Here is an 18,929-nt window from a genome sequence, read left to right on the forward strand (position 1 = left end):
GGCGTTATCGGTCACCCGAAATGCCCCTAACTGAGTCATTCTTGGATCTAATGCTAATTCCTGTAATCGGTTTTGGTTTGGCTGTTATTTTATTGATTGGATTTTTTCTGCTCTATCAGGAAGTCGGCATTTTTAAAAACTTAAAATTCCTCGTTATTCAGAAAAATAACCCCTTTTTTATTCTTGCTATATTTTGTCTGATCTTAGGTTTAGCTTTAGGATTAGTGGGCTATTGGGGGATCCTAGAACCAAAGCTTGGTGCAGCAGATTTACAAGCCTTAAGACGTAATTTGATTATCTTGAGTTTATTGCTTTTTGGAGTAACGTTTCGTCAATATTTATTTAATTTGATTAAACCCGTTACCGCCATGGTAATTTGGCGAAAAATTGGCACTTTTAACTATAAAAATCGCATCGCCATTCTTACCTATGTTTTGTTAGGTCTGATTGCTTTGGCTTGGATGGCCCCTATGGCGTCGGCCAAAATAATTTTCTCTATTAATGACCACACTTCCCATATTGGCTACATTGTCCAGGCTAGAATGGCCCTAGAGGAAGGACAATTTCCCCTACGGGTGGCCCCTCTAGAAAATTTTGGTTTTCGCTATCCTGGCTTTCAATTCTATAGTCAACTGCCCTATTTTTTAGGGGCAATAATTTACAAATTTTTGACTCCCACTAATCCCTACACTGCCTATAAAATTTTGCTTTGGTCTGCCCTATGGTTGGGGGGGATTTTCATCTATCGGGTTGGGTTTTTCTTCACCCGTTCCCAAATTGCCGCTATTTTAGGGGGAGTGACCTATATGTCCGCCCCCTATTTTCTTAATAATGTCCATGCAAGGGGAGCTTTCACCGAGGCGATCGCCCAGGGAATTTTAGCCATTGTTTTATTTTACGCTATTCAAACTTTTTACTATCCCCATTATCGCCATTTAATTTTAGGTTCTTTGGCCTGGTGTGCCCTGGGATTAACCCATATTATTACCTTCGTTTACACAACTATTTTTATTGCTTTATTAGGTGCCATTTTCTTAGTCAAAAATAAGCCTAATCATTGGCAAAAAGGGATTACTTACATTAGTTTGAGCTACATCTGGGCTTGGTTGCTAGCGCTTTACTTTTTAGCTCCTGTGGCTCTGGAATCTGGCAGTTTAGCCATTCGTCGTCAGATTCAAGCCATTAATCCCTTCAACACTACTGATATTACCCCGATCGCCAATTTACTAGCCCCCAATTCTCTGCCTCACCAACCAACGGAACTGGGCATTGCCCCTACCTACGGTTTTCATCCCGCTGTCGGTTGGATTCTTTTGGCTGGCTTTGGCACGGTAATTTACTTTGTTTTTGCTGGCAAATCATTACCTAGGCGTTTATGGCGATCGCAGCCCTGGCTGATTCCTTTGCTGAGCGTATTTATACTAGCCTTATTTCTTACGTGGAGTCCCGTTAATATTTGGAATCTTTTGCCCCGACAGTTGTGGGTCACCCAATTTACTTTTCGTTTTTTAACCCATGTAATGTGGTCCGGGGCACTGCTAACCACACTGGCAATTATTTTAATTTTTCGAGAAAGATTACGCAGTCGTCATTTAATTTTAGGTATTTTAATTATTGTCATTGCTAGCCGCCCTTGGTTACCCATACCCCGAGGCACCGTGACAGTAGAAGAATTATTACAAGATCCCCTTTTTCGTTATTCTGGCGCTTTGGACTATCTCTATCGCTTACCCAACAAAGCCGTTCCTGTTAACACAAAAGCCCAATCAGCGGTGGAAAAAATATATGGCAAAGCCGAGTTGCAACTTCTCCATCCCGATTGGATTCCCGGCTATCTTTCCTGGGATGTATTTATTAATGGCCCCCTACCCATTGACGTTGATATTCCCTATCCTGCCTGGCCAGAAACGGAAAAACCCACCCTAGTTTTACAGGGTAGAGTTCCCATGGATAAAATTAAAAGCCAAGCTAATTTAATAGTTTTTGTTGATCAACAACCATTAACTTCCATTCCTTTGACCCAGGAAGAATTAAAAGTAAAAGTTCCTTTCACCGACGTTAAATTCGCTGGCAACGCCTTTGAATTAAAATTTATCGTAGAGGGAGAAACCACTGGCGGCAATCCTCTTTACATCAGAATGGATCATCTATATTTTGATGATTTTTCCGCCGCAAATACCCTTCTACCTGTCCATGCAACTAAGGAAATGTGTAACCAAAAGGGAGTTGTGACTAACTGCCCAGTTGAAATGCCCGCAGAGGCTGGCACAGTGCAACTGCCAATTTTGTATTATCCTGCAATGCAACAAGTTGTGGTAGATAATCAACCGGTAAAAGGATTTTTTACTAATTATCGAGATTTTAATTTACTCAGTCTTAATCTGAGTCCAGGCAAACATCAAATCCAAGTCAAATTCACTGGCTTAATCTGGGCAAACTTGATCAGTCTTCTTGCTTGGTTGACATTGATCATTACGGCGATCGCCTTAAAATTCTATCCACGTAAACCGGAGCAAACAATTTTTAAGTAGATAGATAAATTTAATATGGACTAATTTGATTAACTCACTGGATGGAGAATAAATTAGCGAGTTGTAGATTTTGTGTCAGCTTGGCATCAGATCAAATTCTTTGATGGCCAGCAGAAAATTACGATTTTCGTGGCCAGCACGACTTAGTTTAATTAAAGCAAATCTTTGCAAAGGAGTCAGGGATTGCCATTGAGTCAACGTAATGCCGGAAGATTCCAAAGACGGTAATTTATTATTTAACTCCGTTAATATTTGAGCTGGAATTTGATTGGCATTTAACCAATCGGGTAAATCCGGCACTGATAATGTGGAAGCTGGCTTGCCAGTTAATTGCGTTATCCAATTTTGCAGCTTTTCCCCATATTGGCTAACTTCTGTTGGTGTTTCACAACTAGCTTCAGTCAAATACTGCCTTTGTTCCAAACTCAGTTGATGCCAATGACTTAATTTTAATTTAACGCCACAGGTGTCTAGTTTATAGCGCACAACCATGGGAATACAGCGGAGGGAATCAACAAAATCAGCTTCAAATTGAAAAAACATTGTTATTGTTACAGGAAAATCAACTTAGTTTTTAATGCTAACATTGGATGTTGAGCGAGGATATAATTCAATGCCTTCACCTAGCACTTACCACAGCGATTTCTATGCCTGGACAAAAGAGCAAACTGAAATACTACGTAACCAGCAATGGCATAAACTAGACTTAGAAAATTTGATTGAGGAAATAGAGAGCTTGGGGAGACAACAGCGTCAGGAATTAAGAAATCGTCTAGCAATTTTGCTTGGTCATCTCCTCAAATGGCAACACCAATCAGAGCAAAGACGCCGCAGTTGGCTGGCAACAATTCGAGTACAAAGACGGGATATTTTAAAGTTGATTAAGGAAAATCCTAGCTTAAAAACCTATTTATCAGAGGCTATCTCAGATGGCTATGATAATGGCAGGGATCTAGCAATGGGAGAGACCAACTTGCCGGAAGAAACATTTCTTCAACAATACTCATATATTCCTGACCAAATTTTAAGCTTAGATTTTTATCCTGACAATTAATTGCTTATTGTTTGATTAAACTGGTGCAATATTAACGGCGCAGGCTTTTAATTCCGGTTGTTTAGAAATAGGGCAAGCAGTGGCATGGGTCAAACTATTAACTTCAGCATTATCGTCCCACAAAAAACCCCAGTGCATGGGCATAAAAACCGTACCGGGGGCAATGGCTCTAGTAACTAGAACTTCTAGCTGAGCAGAACCCCGTCGAGATTTAATCGCAACTAAATCCTGACTTTTAATACCCAATTTTTCTGCGTCCTTGGGATGCATTTCCAATATAGGTTTGGGATGCATTTTTTTGATTTTCTCAATGTGGCCAGTGCGGGTTTGGGTATGCCAATGACCATAAAGACGACCATTGGTGAGGACAAAAGGATAGTTTGGATCGACCGGCTCAGCTAATCCCTGACTGTGGTCTAAGCAAAAGTTTGCCCGACCATTTTCTGTGCAAAATTTATAGTCGGTGTAAAGTCTTTTAGTTGATAAAAGTTGACTTTCTTGATCTGATTGACGACAGGGCCATTGCAGCGGCCCCAGCTTTTGCAACTTTTCATAACTGACACCAGATTGGTCACATAATCTTTCAGCAGTTAGTTGCACATATTCCCGATGTACTGCGGCTGAATCAACAAAATTAAATTGATTTTCAAAACCTAATCTACGTCCTACCTCAGCAAAAATTTCCCAGTCGGGTCTTGCTTCCCCAGGAGGAGAGCGAAACGCAGGAGAAAGGGTAACTCTCCGTTCTGAATTGGTCATTGTGCCAGTTTTTTCGCTCCATTGAGCTGCTGGCAATAACAAATGGGCGTATTCTGCCGTTTCAGTGGGGGAATAGGCATCCTGATGAATCGTAAAAGTTGATTGTTGCAGAGCCTTTTTAACCCTTTCTAAATCAGGCATACTAACAACAGGGTTAGTCGCCACAATCCATAGGAAACCAACCTGTTGATTTTCCAATCCCATGAACATTTCCCAGGCTGATAAACCTGGTTCTGGATTAATACGGCCAGGGGAAATCTGCCAAAGTTGTTCTACCTCTTGGCGGTGTTGAGGATTTTTAATTGAACGATAGCCAGGCAACAGATGGGACAATCCCCCTGCTTCCCGACCCCCCATGGCGTTGGGCTGACCAGTGAGGGAAAAAGGTCCACTGCCTGGTTTCCCAATCTGACCAGTGAGTAAATGGAGATTAATTAAACAACGACCTTTAGCTGTGCCTTGAAAAGATTGATTCATTCCCATGGACCAAAGGGAAAGCACTGTTTTGGCATTGCCCCAATAGTGAGCGGCGGTTTCTAATTGTTCTAAACTAATGCCACAAATTTGGGTAACTTTTTCCGGGGGATAATGATCAATAACTTGACAATACTGCTCAAAATCTTGGGTGTGATTATCAATAAATTTTTGATCAATTAAATTCCACTTTTTTAGCAAATAGGCAATGCCATGGAGTAAAGTAATGTCACTGCCAGGATTGATCGCTAAATGTAAGTCCGCAACTTCTGCGGTGGCAGTACAACGGGGGTCCACCACAATTAATTTAACGTGGGGATTTTGTTTGTGGTGTTTGCGTAAACGATTAAAAATAATGGGATGGCAGTCCGCTGTATTAGTACCAATTAAAAAAGCGCAATCGGTTATTTCTAAGTCTTCATAACAGCAAGGCGGACCATCGGAACCAAAGCTTAGGCTATAGGCAGACACAGCCGAAGACATGCAAAGACGAGAATTGGTATCAAAATTATTGGTACCCAAACAACCTTTAAATAATTTTTGGGCCACGTAGTAATCCTCTGTCTGCATTTGCCCAGAGGCGTACATACATAAACCACTTACCCCCAAAGTTTGTTTAACTTGCTGAATTTTATCAACAACAATTTCTAGGGCTGCTTCCCAACTAATTTGTTGCCACGGCTGATCTAAACTTGACCGAAACATGGGGTAAAGTAATCGCTGTTTATCCATGGATTCCATTACGGTAGCTCCTTTGACGCAGACCATGCCTTGGCTGGAAGGATGCTGGCGATCGCCTCTAATTTTATGGGCATGACCGGCATCAACTACCGACTTTTGGGGACTAGCAACAGCCTCCAAACCACAACCAACTCCACAGTAAGGACAAAGGGTTCTGGTGGTGGGAAGAATAGCTGGTGAATCCATTAAAATATTGGCAGTTAATTGAAGCGAATTTGATTAGTTGACCACTAATTGACCAAAAGATGAATACAGTTAATACGATTGGTCGATATTTGATCGCAGTGAAAAACTTTAATAGTTAATTTGTCCTGAGGGCTAGCCCAAAATAATAACTGTTCGCCAGGAAAAATCAGTTTTTCCTTATTCCAGGTGCCATCAATAATTATCTGCTGTAATTTATTGCCACTATTGCGATAGTAGCAAAGCTGATTATCACTGTCATGGATCGAGTTGCTAGGAGATGAGAGGGAATGATCAAAGTTGTTAATAACTGACATTTTTTTAAAAACTAATAGTAAGTCGACAGTTGGACAAATTGGTGGCAATTAATGGTAACAACGGCAAAAATTTAGCTAATCCAGATAGTTCAAGACCCTTCCATGGATTCCACTGCGGGGGTAGGGCCACCATCACCCTTAGAACCAAAAGTTTGCACCAAACCAACCCCGACTAAGGCGATCGCCACTAGTCCTAGGGCTCCCGCCACAACTTTTTTGAATAGCAAACCGGGATTGGGTTTATCTTCTTTGAGGTCATCATCATCGTCATGGGCATAACGGTGAAAGAGAAAATCAAGAGCATAATTCCGCAGTTGATAATATTTTGGATCATCGGTAATTTGACTGCGGTTGCGGGGGCGATCAAAGGGAATATCTAAAATTTCACCAATTTTGGCGCTGGGACCATTGGTCATCATCACTAGGCGATCAGCGAGGAATAATGCTTCGTCAATGTCGTGGGTAATCATCAACACGGTCAGATTATTTTCCCGCCAAATTTTTAATAACTCTTCCTGCAATTCCTCCTTAGTAATGGCATCCAACGCCCCAAAAGGTTCATCTAAAATTAATACTTCTGGGGAAATAGCTAAGGCTCTGGCGATCGCCACCCGTTGTTTCATACCCCCGGAAATTTGCCCAGGTTTTTTCTGAGCCGCTTCCGTTAAACCTACCATTTCGAGGTAATGGCCTACCAATTCTTCTTTTTCCGTTTTAGATTTATCTGGGTAAACCGATTCCACCGCCAGGTAAACATTATCATAGGCAGATTTCCAAGGCAGTAGGCAATAATTTTGGAAAACCATCATCCGGTCAGGGCCCGGGGCAGTAATTAACTGATTTTTCAGCTTAACCGTGCCTTGGGTGGGTTGATTAAAGCCCGACACCATATTTAAGAGGGTAGATTTACCGCAACCGGAATGGCCAATAATGCAAATAAATTCCCCTTCTTTTACCTCTAAGTTAACCCCATCTAAAACCGTATAGGGCCCCTGGGCAGTTGGATAAACTTTACTGACATTTTCAATGGCTAAAAAAGCGTTTTTTTCTTCGGTCAGGGTAGGGTCATTGACATTCATTGTTTGCATGGCATTTAGAAAAATAGATATTTCAAGGTTAAAAAGAAGCGACAAAAAGCTGATCTATTGATTAACTTGATCAATTTGGTCGATGAGAATTTCTGTGACTTGAATATCCCGGTGAATGGTGAAACGTTTAATGTAACCAAGGGGATCATTCGGGGTGAAAACCATGCCATCAAACAGGGAAACATTGTGGTGATCACCTTCTAAATCTGGCCACCCTAAATGGCGACAGGCTTCCCCAAATAGGTCAGGACGGCGTACCCGTTCAATGATTTCCACCCAGTTTTTAGGAAAATCAATGTAACCCCAACGGGCTAATTGGGTCAGAATCCATAACCCTTCACTGCGGGAGGGATAGTTACATTGCTTGACATAAAATTGATTGAAGTCCAGCAACATTTCCGCTTCTGCGTCATTTCCTTGATCATATTCAGTCAAAAAGCCTGGACTGATATATTCCGTGGAGGTGCCGACATATTGAGGCAATGCCAAATAGTCTAGAATTTCTTGGCGATGACGGCGATCATCACAATATTCACAGGCTTCCAACAGAGCTTTAACCAGGGCTAAATGGGTAGCTGGATATTTATTAACCCATTCTTCCCGCACCCCTAAAACCTTTTCTGGATGGCCATTCCAAATGTCCAAATCCGTGGCAATAACATAGCCTAAATCCTGTTTAACCGCATAGGAATTCCATGGTTCCCCCACACAAAAACCATCAATATTACCAGCTTCTAAATTGGCCACCATTTGGGGCGGCGGTAGGCGCATTAAATTAATATCTTGGTCCGGATCAATACTGCCGGAAGCAAGCCAATACCGCAGTAACAGATTTTGCATCGATGCGGGGTGAACCATGCCCAGGGTGGCCACTTGATCGGGAGTTTCTGCTAGCTTTAACCGTAAATCTTCGAGGGTTTTTACCCCCGCTTCAGCAAACTTTTTGCTGAGGGTGATGGCATTGCCGTTACGACTCATCACCATGGCAGTAATCATCGGTAAAGGGGTTTTTCCTCCCATGCCTAAGGTTAAAGCTAGGGGCATACCCGCCACCATTTGGGCTCCGTCCAACCGTCTTTCCCGAATGCCGTCGGCGATTGCCTGCCAACTGGGTTCTTTCACCAGGTTAACTTGCTCTAAACCATGCTTTTGGAAGAAACCTTTCTCTTTGGCTACCACTAACGGGGCGCAATCGGTGAGGGGGATAAAACCTAAGTCCAGATTGATTTTTTCCAGGCCATTGCCCCCCATGGCCTCGGCAAACTGACTGACCGCCCCAACTTTTTTAGCCCGTTTTTGTTGATTGAGGAAATAAACCATTTCCCCCCGCAGGGCGTAGTAACTGGGATGGTTGACCACTTCCAAACGGTGACGGGGTCGCGGAATGGGCACTTCCAAAATTTGCCCAATGTGGGCTTCGGGCCCTGTGGTTAACATCACCACCCGGTCAGAAAGTAACAATGCTTCGTCCACATCATGGGTGACCATAATGCAGGTTACGCCACTTTCTTGGACAATTTCCATTAACCGTTCCTGGAGATTCCCCCGGGTTAAAGCATCCAAAGCCCCAAACGGTTCATCCAATAATAAAACTTTAGGACGGGTCGATAATGCCCTGGCGATCGCCACCCGTTGTTTCATGCCCCCGGACAATTCCCCCGGTCGTTTATGGGCTGCCCGTTGTAACCCCACCAGGGCAATATTGTCGTCAATAATTTTTTCTTGTTCTGGTTTGGGCAGATCCCGCAGAACTCGATTCACAGCCAGGGCGATATTTTGTCGCACCGTCAACCAAGGCAACAGGGAGTAGTTTTGAAACACCACCATCCTTTCAGGGCCAGGCTCGGTGATTTCTTTCCCCTCCATGATGACCCCGCCAAAGGTGGGCTTATCTAGCCCAGAGATCATGTTCAACAAGGTAGACTTGCCGCAGCCAGAGTGACCAATCAAGGAAATAAATTCTCCCTGACTAATTTTCAGCTCAATGTTTTTGAGGGCAATGTAACGCCCCCCGTCGGGGAGGGGAAAAATACGGTCAACATGATCAATTTCAATGAAGGGCATCATAGTTAGTCCGGGGGTGACAAATCAAAAATTGAGAACTAGTAGCTAGGAAAAACGGCCTTCCTATGGATGTTTGGTCACTTTTGCTCCGCTGGGACCACTAAACTTTCCAGAAAAGCGATAAAACGATCTAGCAATAAACCGACAATGCCCACATAAATTAAGGCAATAATGATTTCACTGATCAGGGAGCTGTTATAGGCATCCCAGATAAAAAAGCCAATGCCCACACCACCAATCAGCATTTCCGCTGCCACGATCGCCAACCAGGAAAGACCAATGCCAATGCGTAGGCCAGTGAAAATGTAGGGCACTGCTGCCGGGAATAGAATATTGAAAAAGTATTGGCTTTTGGAGAGTTTTAGAACCCGGGAAACATTCCGATAATCCTGGGGAACCTGTTGGGCTCCCACCGTGGTGTTGATGACGATGGGCCAAATTGCCGTAATGAAAATAACGAAAATGGCCGAAGGCTCTGCTTCCTGCAAAGCCGCCAGAGCAATGGGCAACCAGGCCAAGGGAGGAATGGTTCTTAGAACCTGAAAAATTGGATCGAGGGCATCATACATAAATTTGCTACTACCAATTAAGATGCCTAGGGCAATGCCCACCACCGCTGCCGCACTGAAGCCCACTGCCACCCTGGTTAAACTGGCAAAAATTTGGATGCCTAAACCCTTGTCTGTGCCACCATTGTCAAAAAAGGGATTGAGAATTAAAGGATAGGTTTGTTCTAAGACCTGCACGGGACTGGGCAGATTAGAACCTTCTCCGGAGCAGAGAATCTGCCAAACCACCAACAAAACGGCGATCGCCACAGCGGGACGAATAACCTTGGGACTGTAGATGAAACTGAGGGGATTTTTCTTGCGGCGGGGACGGAGCCCAACGGTGGAACTAGCCATAATTTTTACCAGAAATAGTTGATTGAACTGCAGCAATTACAAAAGTCAAGGGGGTACTTTTCCCCAGGGGGCAAATCACTGGGAACTAAGCTTTAATAGACTTAATTTTCAAGCTGTCCAGATAGGCCTGGGGATTTTCTGGATCGAAGGTTATGCCGTCAAAGAAAGTCTCAATTCCCCGGGAAGGACTACTGGGAATTTGATCTGCTGGTACCTCCAACGCCTGGGCTGCTTCTCGCCATAGATCTTCGCGATTGACTTTATCCACAATGGCTTTGGTGTCCGTACTCGCTGGCAAATAGCCCCAGCGAATATTCTCAGTTAAAAACCATTGGTCATGACTTTTATAGGGATAGGAAGCATTATCGACCCAATATTTCTGCATAATTTCTTGATCTTCAAAGGTTTCTTGGCCATTGCCGAAGTTATAAATACCTTTGGAGCGGTCAATAATGTCTTCAAAGGGAACTTTAAACCATTCCCGTTTAGAGAGAATTTGACACATTTCTTCCTTATTCTCTGCCTGGTCACACCATTGCTGGGCTTCCATCACCGCCATTAACAACGCTTTAGCAGCTTTGGGATTCTGATCTACCCAATCGGCCCGCATGCCAAAGGCTTTTTCGGGATGATCCTTCCAAAGTTGACCAGTGGTTAATGCCTGATAGCCGACTCCTTGGTTAACAGTTTGTAAAGGCCATGGTTCACCAACACAGAAAGACTCCATGGCATTAACTTTAACGTTGGCCACCATTTGGGCGGGGGGAACCACAATGGTAGAAAAATCTTTACCTGGTTCCATGCCTCCAGCGGCTAACCAGTAGCGAATCCACATGTCGTGGGTGCCGCCAGGAAAAGTCATGGCCACTTTAGGATCCGTTACTTTGGCAAAGGCTTCTTTGAGGGGAGCAGCGTCGGTACCCACTTTTAAGTCTTTATAATTATTGCCCAACTGAATGCCTTGGCCATTGACATTTAAGCGGGCCAAAATGTACATCGGGGTTGGTTTTCCATCGGTTACAGTGCCCATGGTAATGAGGTAAGGCATGGGGGTAAGAATATGGGCCCCATCAATACCGCCACTGGCGGAACCCAATACGAGGTTATCTCTGGTAGTACCCCAGGAAGCTTGCTTCAACACTTCCACATCCGGCATGCCATATTTGGCGTAAAAACCCTTTTCCTTGGCAATAATCAACGGGGCAGCATCGGTTAGGGCAATAAAGCCCAATTTGGCGGTGGTTACTTCCGGGGCATTCTCCCCCTCGACTAAAGGACTAATGGCTTGGTCCGTGCTGGACCCTGTACCCGTCCCGGTGGATGTGGTGGTGGGGGAAGTACAACCATGGAGAACCACTCCTCCAATGGCGGCGGCCCCTGCGGTAAACATGAACTTGCGTCGGGTGCTTCGGGAAAAATTACTCATAGTGTAGGCAATAACTAAAGCCAGAAAGGATAGTGGCTGACAATCATTCCCCTAGACTCGTTTTTTTTCCTGTTAACATTTGTATAGTTTGTAACTAATAATTAATTTTCATGCGATTACTGCATTGGTGCTGGCTTATTTTGCATATAACTGCAGTCGATCCCATTGTTGTTTGACCAGGCCGTCGTCAATGAGCTTTTCCGCTTTGGCGATCGCCGTTTCTAGATTGGGAGCATCCGTATGTTGCCAGAGATAAAAAGCACTGTTCCAAATTAGGGCTGACCGCAGGGGAGTTTGTTCCCCATTCAAAGTGGCTTGGGCCAACTCAAGATAATCAACCAAATTAGTCCAGACCGGATTTTTCCCCCCCAGACCAAAATCGGCGGCGTGGAGTCGCAAACGGGTCAGGGCATTTTCTGCCTTGGTCAAATCGTACAAACCAATGATGGCAGTGCGTTCCTGGGGCAAATCACAACTTCCTTCCAAACCTTTCACTGTGGTGAATGTACTAACGCCTCGTAGACTGAGAGCCTCAGCAATCATATTTTCCGTGGGGGGATGGACAAACCCCGGCACCACATGGTGTTTACCCGCATAGGGAACCCAAATTAACTCTAGGGTTGCCAGGGGAGGGCGTTTGCCGATTTCTTCCCGGTAAATTACCAACTTCTGGGCTTCAGGAAAATATTTGGGCAGATAAACAAAACCCACATTAGTTTTTTCTAAAATATCCTGTATGGCCAACAGAGATGGCGATCGCCAATTCACCCCTAGCCCTTCCCACAACTCCACCAGGGGAATTCCTTCCTTTGTGGGCATCCGATCGCCGCCATGTTGAATTACCGGACAACCCGCCGTTGCCAGTACCAGGGCTGTGAGGGGTCCCAGGGGACAGGTGCGATCTCGGCCATCGTAGGGTTGACTAAGCACAATTACCGTTTGACCAGAGCTAAGGGCAGGAATTTTGGGTCCCCATTGCTCAAAGGCATCCAGCATCCCTGCCAATTCAGTTCCTGTGGGGCGTTTAATACGATGGGCAATCAAAAAAGCACCAATCTGGGCCGGGGTAGCTTCCTGAGTTAACATCAACTCCATGGCCCGGGCCGATTCTTCCCTGGTCAAATTTTTGCTGGTATGGGGACCACTACCCACTTTTCTTAATAGCTCTCGAAATTCCTTGCTCATAGTTCCGCAAAAATGGGCAGTTTAGGTGTGCTTCGCAAAGATTTTTTATAGCTTTTTACCCAGGGGACAAAGGTGATTTTGGCTACCGATCAACTTTTGCAAGGCTGGAAAACCCTTAGGCACGAAAAAACAGAGTATTTATGTACAATGGAAGCAGACAGAGCCAAGCTCTCACTCCTCTGTAATCTTTAATATTGTTGCTTTTCAACTCGGCCATGGCCCTCAAACTTTATTTCCTGCGCCACGCACAAACCGCCTACAGTGCCACCGGAGGCTATTGTGGTACCCCGGAAAATGACCCTGGCTTGACCCCAGAAGGAATTTTAATGGCCAAGGAATTTGCTGAAGCCTACGCCCAACACCCCTGGCAAGCAGTTTATGTTAGCCCCTTGCAACGGGCCCGCCAAACAGTCCAACCCCTATGCGATTGCCTAGGTATTGAAATGCAGATCCGCCCTGGCCTAAGGGAAGTGGCCTATGGAGAATGGGAAGGACTCCATCCCGACGAAGTTTACCAAAGGGACCACGACCTTTATATGCAATGGCTCACCGATCCAGCTTGGAACTCTCCCCCCGGTGGAGAAAGGGGCATTGACATCGCCCGCCGGGGCACTAGGGTGCTAGAGGAAATTGAAGACCGCTTCGATGATGGCAATGTGTTGTTGGTTTCTCACAAAGCCACCATCCGCATCCTACTCTGCTGCCTCCTGGGCATCGACGTAGGTCGTTACCGAGACCGTTTTGCCATGCCCGTCACCGGACTGAGCGTGGTGGAATTATCTTCCCGGGGACCGCTCTTTCACTGTATTGCGGAACGGTCTCACCTCAGCCCCTATTTACGTAGTTTGCCCAGCACCTAGAGACGGGTAATGCTTACGGGAACCCGGCCTTTGCGGGGGTTAGCAATTTGTTGGAAAGCAGAACGGCTGAGGTCAATGGAGCAGTTACAACGGTCACTCACCGTCACTACGACCGATTTCCCCGTACGGCGATTGGTTACCCTAACTCTGGTTCCTAGGGGCAGACTGGGGTGGGCTGCCACCATGCGACCGTGGTTATAGACTTGGCCGTTGGCCATCTTCCGCCCTACAAACTGATTGCCATAGAAAGTGGCAGATTGGGCCATCACCGGCAAAGGCAATACCAAGGGAATTAGTAGGCTAGCAAACAAAAAGCGCAAATCGATCAACCTCTTTAGTTTGAAACAACAATTAGAGGTTAGTAGTGTAGCCTAAGAGACTTTCTTGGTCAAATTATTTGGCTCCCACCAGTAATCCTGGGGAACCTAACGGCGGGGAAAACGCCGCTTCTGGAGAAAATCAGGAATGTCTAACTCCGGAGCCATGGGAATTTCCCCTAGGGGATCTTCTGGTGGTGTTGTTGATGGCACTGTCTCCACTCCGGCAGGGGGGCCGCTGAGCACAGGTTTGCCGCTGGTTTTTGCCTGGGGTTTTTCCTTTTCACCGTTGAAGCCCGTGGCAATGACGGTAATTCTCATTTCTCCCTGCAGGTGATCGTCAATCACCGCTCCAAAGATGATGTTGGCATCGGCATCCACCACTTCATAGATAATTTCAGCCGCAACATTAACTTCGTGCAGGGTCAGATCCGTTCCACCAGTGACATTAAATACGACTCCTTTAGCTCCCTGGATAGAAGATTCCAACAAAGGAGAGGAAATGGCCGCCGTGGCCGCCTCCTTGGCCCGGGACTTGCCGGAACCCACCCCAATGCCCATTAATGCGGAGCCAGCATCGGCCATCACCGCCCGAACGTCCGCAAAGTCCACATTCACCAAACCGGGGATGATGATAATGTCGGAAATACCCTGTACCCCCTGGCGCAGAATATCATCGGCTACCCGAAAAGCTTCCTGGAGAGGAGTTTCGGCGGGGATAACCGACAATAGTTGATTGTTAGGAATCACAATTAGGGTATCGACCCGGGACTGGAGAGCATTAATGCCTTCCTCAGCTTGCTTAGCCCGTCGTCGGCCTTCAAAGGTAAAGGGACGGGTGACAATGCCCACCGTCAAACAGCCCATTTCTTTGGCCACCTCGGCCACAATGGGAGCCGCTCCAGTGCCAGTGCCGCCCCCCATGCCCGCAGTGATAAAGACCAAATCCGTACCCTCAAGGGAACGGGCAATTTCATCCCGGGATTCCTCCGCCGCTTTTTGCCCGATCGCCGGATTACCACCGGCCCCCAAACCCCTGGTGAGTTTTTGGCCAATTTGAATACAATCCGGGGCGTTCGTATTAGTTAATGCCTGGGAATCGGTATTAATTGCCCAAAAGTCGATGCCCGTCACCCCACTGGCAATCATACGGTTGACAGCATTGCAACCGCCTCCCCCAACGCCGATCACTTTAATTTTGGCAATGTTACTAGGCACAATCTGATCCCTTTTTAGGTTAGGACTAGGGCTGGCAAAAGTAGGTGTTTCTACCAAAGCCTCCAACGGTTCATTGTCAACGATGGAGGACGAAAATAAATCATCTAACCCCTCCGTTCCATCATTGAGACCACTACCGGTAAAACCTATGTTATTTAGAGGTAAATCATTATTGAGCGTCATTGCAGGGGGGAAGTATTAGGGGAGCAAAATGAGCAAATTCTTAGGGCGCAAAAGCAACCACAGGGAGAGCAACGCTTCCGAAGCAGCAGGGTATTGAAGCCTTTTTACGACGACAGAGATCCCCTCGCCCAAGCACAAATCCCAGCGGTCTATCGTCCCTACACTAGGCATATTGAGCAAATTTGTCAATGTGAATCTGAGCTTTTTCCCCCTATCACGGGAGAATGGCTGGAGTGGAGGGTAAAAATATTAGGGTTTGTTGACGGCTGCTTTTTCCTTGGGGGGTTGGGGACGAAGTTGAATGCTGGGACTGTCTGGATTTGTGAGGTCAATAAATAGTAAACGTTCCTTGGGCACCCGACTGGGCAAATTCTGCATTTTTTCTAAAACCTGTACTTGTTGCCCGAAGCGAGAGAGGTCAGAACCGATGAAAACTAAACCTAAATCCGTTGTCAGACTTATGTTGCTGGGGTTGTTGCCGTTAATAATCCGGATATTGACAGGGGACTGTTGAATCAGAATTTGATGGGTTTGCCAAAAACTGCGGTATTGGGGGCCGTAGCCGAAAAATTGCGGGGTTTGGGGCAGGGTTTTTCTGACCGCTTGGCTGTAGAGGGAGGCAGGAATATAATTTCCTTCCCCGTCTAAATAGCCCGGACCCTGATCCGCCACGGCGATCGCCACCGGTTGTCGTTCCTGTACGGCCACATTTACCTGGGCCGGAAATAACTGTCTAGTGACTTCTACTCTCAGGAGGGCCGGATTTTTTGCCAGTTCATCCCCCAAGGCCTGGGTAGAAAGTTGCCAAACCGCCTGGGGATATTCCAGGTCTAAATCTTCGTATAACGTTTCCCTAGAGACTAGCTTATTGCCCAAAAACTCCACTTGGCGATCGGAGCGGATAGACCATTCTGGCCAGCTCATCACCCACACCATGCCCCCCGTCAAACCACAAACACAGACAAATTGCCAGCAGGAGCGCAGACGCTTCCAACGCCTCTGCCACATCAGTTGTTCCCGGCGATTTTTCAGGGAATCAGACACAACTAAATCCGTCATGGGAGTTCAATAACCATCATCTCTGAAATGTTATAACCTAGGAATCAAGGACTCTAAGCACCGCCCTAGGGTTTATTGTCTTAACTAATCTTCACCAACCGTCCGGTAAATCCCATGTTGAAACAAAAACGCAGTCTGATTTTGGGAACTACAGCTCTGTTATTGACAACAGTGGCGGTGACGGGGGTTGGGTTGCGGTTGGCCCGCTCCCAGGGCTACCTACAGGATAATCCCAAGGAGCTGGTTGACGAAGTTTGGCAGATTGTCAACCGCACCTATGTAGATGGTACTTTCAACGGTGAGGATTGGGTAGCGGTTCGCCAGGATTATCTGACACGGGACTACAAAAACCAGGAAGAAGCCTACACCGCCATTCGGGAAATGCTGGAGAAGCTAAATGACCCCTACACTCGCTTCATGTCCCCCGATGAGTTTCAATCAATGCGTATCGACACTTCCGGGGAATTGACCGGGGTAGGTATTCAGATTACCCAAGACCAAGATACGAAGAAAATTGTGGTGGTGGCTCCCATTGAAGATACCCCCGCCTACAACGCTGGCATTCTTTCTAAGGACGTAATTACCAAGATTGACGGTAAGTCCACCGATGGCATGGAAGTAGATGACGCAGTGAAGTTAATTCGGGGTAAGCCCGGCACCAGTGTGGTGCTCACCATTGAGCGGGAGGGCCAGGCGATCGAATATCCTTTGACCCGGACTTTAATTGAAATTCATCCAGTGCGGGCCCAAGTGGAAGATATTAATGGTGCCAGGGTTGGTTATATCCGTTTAAATCAATTCAGTGCCCAGGCTTCGGAGGAAATGCGCCAAGCAGTGCAGAAATTGGAAAAAGATAATGTGGTGGGCTACATTTTCGACCTGCGTTCCAATCCCGGTGGTTTGCTTTATTCCAGTGTGGATATTGCTCGCATTTGGTTGGATGAAGGGGGCATTGTGTCCACCGTCGATCGCCGAGGGGAAGTGGAACAACAAAGTGCTAACAAGCGGCAGTTGAGTAACCGTCCCCTAGTGGTGTTGGTGGATGGTGGTTCCGCCAGTGCCAGTGAAATCGTCTCTGGGGCCTTACAGGATAATCAACGGGCCGTCATTGTGGGCACCAAAACCTTTGGTAAGGGGTTAGTACAATCGGTGCGGGAATTGGGGGATGGTTCCGGTATGGCAGTGACGATCGCCAAATATTTAACCCCCAACGGTCGGGACATCAATAAACATGGCATCGACCCCGATGTGGAAGTGGAACTCACCGACGCCCAGCGGAAGGAATTGCAACAAAATCGAGAAAAAGTAGGCACCCTGGAAGACCCTCAATTTGCCAGGGCCTATGAAGTGCTAATGCAACAGGTGAACAAAACTGCTTCTAAGTAGGTTAAATAAGCTTGTGCAATTTCATTCGGTAAAAGTAAAAGTCTATGGTTCAAACTCTCCTACCTCCCCTCGACTTTCCCAATTTATATCCGGAGTCCGACGGTAAACCCATGGCTGACAATACCCTGCAGTATCACTGGATTGTCCGTTTGGTGACCAATCTTAAGCATTTATTTCAGGGCAAAACAGTCTTTGTAGCGGGGGATTTACTTTGGTATCCCGAACAAGTGGCCAATCCCCCCGCACCCTGCCAAGCACCCGATGCCATGGTAGTTCTGGGAAGACCTGACGGGGAACGACGCAGTTACAAACAATGGGAAGAAGACCATATTGCTCCCCAGGTAGTATTTGAAATTCTTTCCGAGAGTAACAGTGCCAGGGAAATGCTCCATAAGCAAACGTTTTATCGGCGGTATGGAGTATTAGAGATTTTCTTTTACGATCCAGAGTCCTATGACTTTTGGGGTCAGGCGCGTTCCCACCCAGATGCAGAATTTGAAACCATCACCCTGCTCAATTTTCCCTGGACTTCTCCAACCCTAGGAATTCGCTTTGAAATGTTTGCTGATGGCTTGAAACTGTTTTTCCCCAACGGAGAGCCATTTAAAGATCCAGAAACCCTTTTTGAAGAAAGGGATCGAGCTAAACAGGAAAGGGAGCGGGCTGAACAGGAACGGGATCTTGCCTTTGCTAAATTACGGGAATTGGGCATTGATCCTTCAACACTGTGAATTAACTAGTTGAAAGCATTATGAGCCAATGTTTAAATCCCGATTGTCTGGTGATTAATCCAGTAACCCATAAATTCTGTCAAAAATGTGGTCAAAAGCTTTGGCTCAAGGATCGTTACCAAGCATTAAGGCTAATCGGGCAAGGAGGATTTGGTAAAACTTTTTTGGCGGTGGATTTGGATAAGCCATCCCAGTCCCGGTGTGTGATCAAGCAGTTTTTTCCTCAGGGTCAGGGAACTGGAGCTTTGGATAAGGCGGCGGAGTTATTCAAAGAAGAAGCTAAGCGTTTGGATGATTTAGGAAATCATAATGAATAACCCAATCGCAGCAAGCTGCGGGGTATCTAGATAGGAAAAAGGGTCATCTGTTGTACACGAGCCTTCTCCTTTTCATCTCCTTGTTCTTGAATATAGCGCCTGACAATTTCGGTACTTACGCCATCCCCCAC

16 protein-coding genes and 1 pseudogene are annotated in these 18,929 nt (G+C 46.1%); 6 read left to right on the top strand and 11 right to left on the bottom strand.

The genetic code is table 11. From position 1 onward, the window contains the following. Window positions 1-50: 50 nt before the first annotated feature. Complete coding sequence (locus BWK47_RS04720; RefSeq protein ID WP_237269823.1) at window positions 51-2,531, top strand: hypothetical protein; 2,481 nt, start codon at window positions 51-53, stop codon at window positions 2,529-2,531. Window positions 2,532-2,606: 75 nt separating this feature from the next. Here BWK47_RS04720 and BWK47_RS04725 read toward each other — a convergent pair whose 3' ends face one another. After that, entirely contained in the window at window positions 2,607-3,074 is a 468-nt protein-coding gene (locus BWK47_RS04725) for a nitrate reductase associated protein (protein ID WP_162327755.1), read from the bottom strand. Between the two features lie 34 nt (window positions 3,075-3,108). Between BWK47_RS04725 and BWK47_RS04730 the strand changes: the two genes are divergently transcribed. Further along, complete coding sequence (locus BWK47_RS04730) at window positions 3,109-3,585, top strand: DUF29 family protein (protein WP_162327756.1); 477 nt, start codon at window positions 3,109-3,111, stop codon at window positions 3,583-3,585. 15 nt (window positions 3,586-3,600) lie between these two features. Here BWK47_RS04730 and BWK47_RS04735 read toward each other — a convergent pair whose 3' ends face one another. The 7 genes and pseudogenes from BWK47_RS04735 to BWK47_RS04765 form a co-directional block, all read right to left on the bottom strand. Continuing rightward, entirely contained in the window at window positions 3,601-5,745 is a 2,145-nt protein-coding gene (locus BWK47_RS04735; RefSeq protein ID WP_162327757.1) for a molybdopterin oxidoreductase family protein, read from the bottom strand. Window positions 5,746-5,789: 44 nt separating this feature from the next. Continuing rightward, complete coding sequence (locus tag BWK47_RS04740) at window positions 5,790-6,059, bottom strand: DUF1830 domain-containing protein (RefSeq protein ID WP_162327758.1); 270 nt, start codon at window positions 6,057-6,059, stop codon at window positions 5,790-5,792. A gap of 263 nt (window positions 6,060-6,322) precedes the next feature. Then, window positions 6,323-7,147, bottom strand: a pseudogene (locus BWK47_RS04745) (nitrate ABC transporter ATP-binding protein); the annotation flags it as partial. Between the two features lie 54 nt (window positions 7,148-7,201). After that, window positions 7,202-9,214 (bottom strand): nitrate ABC transporter ATP-binding protein, encoded by a 2,013-nt coding sequence (locus tag BWK47_RS04750; protein ID WP_162327760.1) that lies wholly within the window; start codon window positions 9,212-9,214, stop codon window positions 7,202-7,204. Between the two features lie 74 nt (window positions 9,215-9,288). Next, the gene (gene ntrB / locus BWK47_RS04755) at window positions 9,289-10,116 is read right to left on the bottom strand and encodes a nitrate ABC transporter permease (RefSeq protein ID WP_162327761.1); all 828 of its coding nucleotides are present in this window, start codon (window positions 10,114-10,116) and stop codon (window positions 9,289-9,291) included. An 85-nt stretch (window positions 10,117-10,201) separates the two neighbouring features. Beyond that, window positions 10,202-11,542: a CmpA/NrtA family ABC transporter substrate-binding protein gene (locus BWK47_RS04760; RefSeq protein ID WP_010872122.1), complete on the bottom strand. Its 1,341-nt coding sequence runs from the start codon at window positions 11,540-11,542 to the stop codon at window positions 10,202-10,204. 135 nt (window positions 11,543-11,677) lie between these two features. Continuing rightward, a complete protein-coding gene (locus tag BWK47_RS04765) occupies window positions 11,678-12,727 on the bottom strand; it encodes an anthranilate phosphoribosyltransferase family protein (RefSeq protein ID WP_162327762.1) in 1,050 nt (349 codons plus the stop codon). Between the two features lie 215 nt (window positions 12,728-12,942). Between BWK47_RS04765 and BWK47_RS04770 the strand changes: the two genes are divergently transcribed. Next, window positions 12,943-13,587 carry a histidine phosphatase family protein gene (locus BWK47_RS04770; protein WP_162329612.1) on the top strand — a complete coding sequence of 215 codons (645 nt, stop codon included), beginning with the start codon at window positions 12,943-12,945 and terminating at the stop codon, window positions 13,585-13,587. Here BWK47_RS04770 and BWK47_RS04775 read toward each other — a convergent pair. From BWK47_RS04775 to BWK47_RS04785, 3 genes are all read right to left on the bottom strand, one after another. Further along, complete coding sequence (locus tag BWK47_RS04775; RefSeq protein ID WP_010872125.1) at window positions 13,584-13,856, bottom strand: septal ring lytic transglycosylase RlpA family protein; 273 nt, start codon at window positions 13,854-13,856, stop codon at window positions 13,584-13,586. The genes BWK47_RS04770 and BWK47_RS04775 overlap by 4 nt on opposite strands. Before the next feature lie 156 nt (window positions 13,857-14,012). After that, complete coding sequence (ftsZ, locus tag BWK47_RS04780; protein WP_162327763.1) at window positions 14,013-15,305, bottom strand: cell division protein FtsZ; 1,293 nt, start codon at window positions 15,303-15,305, stop codon at window positions 14,013-14,015. Window positions 15,306-15,554: 249 nt separating this feature from the next. Then, complete coding sequence (locus BWK47_RS04785; protein ID WP_162327764.1) at window positions 15,555-16,364, bottom strand: cell division protein FtsQ/DivIB; 810 nt, start codon at window positions 16,362-16,364, stop codon at window positions 15,555-15,557. A gap of 114 nt (window positions 16,365-16,478) precedes the next feature. Here BWK47_RS04785 and ctpC point away from each other — a divergent pair, with 114 nt between their 5' ends. Genes ctpC through BWK47_RS04800 form a run of 3 tightly spaced genes read left to right on the top strand, consistent with a single transcriptional unit; the run spans window position 16,479 to window position 18,798 of the window. Further along, window positions 16,479-17,750, top strand: coding sequence for a carboxyl-terminal processing protease CtpC (gene ctpC / locus BWK47_RS04790; RefSeq protein ID WP_162327765.1), 1,272 nt, complete (start codon window positions 16,479-16,481; stop codon window positions 17,748-17,750). Between the two features lie 44 nt (window positions 17,751-17,794). Further along, window positions 17,795-18,481 carry a Uma2 family endonuclease gene (locus BWK47_RS04795; RefSeq protein ID WP_162327766.1) on the top strand — a complete coding sequence of 229 codons (687 nt, stop codon included), beginning with the start codon at window positions 17,795-17,797 and terminating at the stop codon, window positions 18,479-18,481. Window positions 18,482-18,501: 20 nt separating this feature from the next. Next, window positions 18,502-18,798 (top strand): 4-Cys prefix domain-containing protein, encoded by a 297-nt coding sequence (locus BWK47_RS04800; protein WP_162327767.1) that lies wholly within the window; start codon window positions 18,502-18,504, stop codon window positions 18,796-18,798. Window positions 18,799-18,929 lie beyond the last annotated feature (131 nt).

Source organism: Synechocystis sp. CACIAM 05 (assembly GCF_010222815.1).
Taxonomy (GTDB): Bacteria; Cyanobacteriota; Cyanobacteriia; order Cyanobacteriales; family Microcystaceae; genus Synechocystis.

Coding starts and splice junctions, on each gene's coding strand:
- BWK47_RS04740 (WP_162327758.1), bottom strand. CDS start 6,059: ATGTCAGTTATTAACAACTTTGATCATTCCCTCTCATCTCCTAGCAAC.
- ftsZ (WP_162327763.1), bottom strand. CDS start 15,305: ATGACGCTCAATAATGATTTACCTCTAAATAACATAGGTTTTACCGGT.
- BWK47_RS04720 (WP_237269823.1), top strand. CDS start 51: ATGCTAATTCCTGTAATCGGTTTTGGTTTGGCTGTTATTTTATTGATT.
- ntrB (WP_162327761.1), bottom strand. CDS start 10,116: ATGGCTAGTTCCACCGTTGGGCTCCGTCCCCGCCGCAAGAAAAATCCC.
- BWK47_RS04785 (WP_162327764.1), bottom strand. CDS start 16,364: ATGACGGATTTAGTTGTGTCTGATTCCCTGAAAAATCGCCGGGAACAA.
- BWK47_RS04760 (WP_010872122.1), bottom strand. CDS start 11,542: ATGAGTAATTTTTCCCGAAGCACCCGACGCAAGTTCATGTTTACCGCA.
- BWK47_RS04765 (WP_162327762.1), bottom strand. CDS start 12,727: ATGAGCAAGGAATTTCGAGAGCTATTAAGAAAAGTGGGTAGTGGTCCC.
- BWK47_RS04795 (WP_162327766.1), top strand. CDS start 17,795: ATGGTTCAAACTCTCCTACCTCCCCTCGACTTTCCCAATTTATATCCG.
- BWK47_RS04730 (WP_162327756.1), top strand. CDS start 3,109: ATGCTAACATTGGATGTTGAGCGAGGATATAATTCAATGCCTTCACCT.
- BWK47_RS04750 (WP_162327760.1), bottom strand. CDS start 9,214: ATGATGCCCTTCATTGAAATTGATCATGTTGACCGTATTTTTCCCCTC.
- BWK47_RS04800 (WP_162327767.1), top strand. CDS start 18,502: ATGAGCCAATGTTTAAATCCCGATTGTCTGGTGATTAATCCAGTAACC.
- BWK47_RS04735 (WP_162327757.1), bottom strand. CDS start 5,745: ATGGATTCACCAGCTATTCTTCCCACCACCAGAACCCTTTGTCCTTAC.
- BWK47_RS04725 (WP_162327755.1), bottom strand. CDS start 3,074: ATGTTTTTTCAATTTGAAGCTGATTTTGTTGATTCCCTCCGCTGTATT.
- BWK47_RS04770 (WP_162329612.1), top strand. CDS start 12,943: ATGGCCCTCAAACTTTATTTCCTGCGCCACGCACAAACCGCCTACAGT.
- ctpC (WP_162327765.1), top strand. CDS start 16,479: ATGTTGAAACAAAAACGCAGTCTGATTTTGGGAACTACAGCTCTGTTA.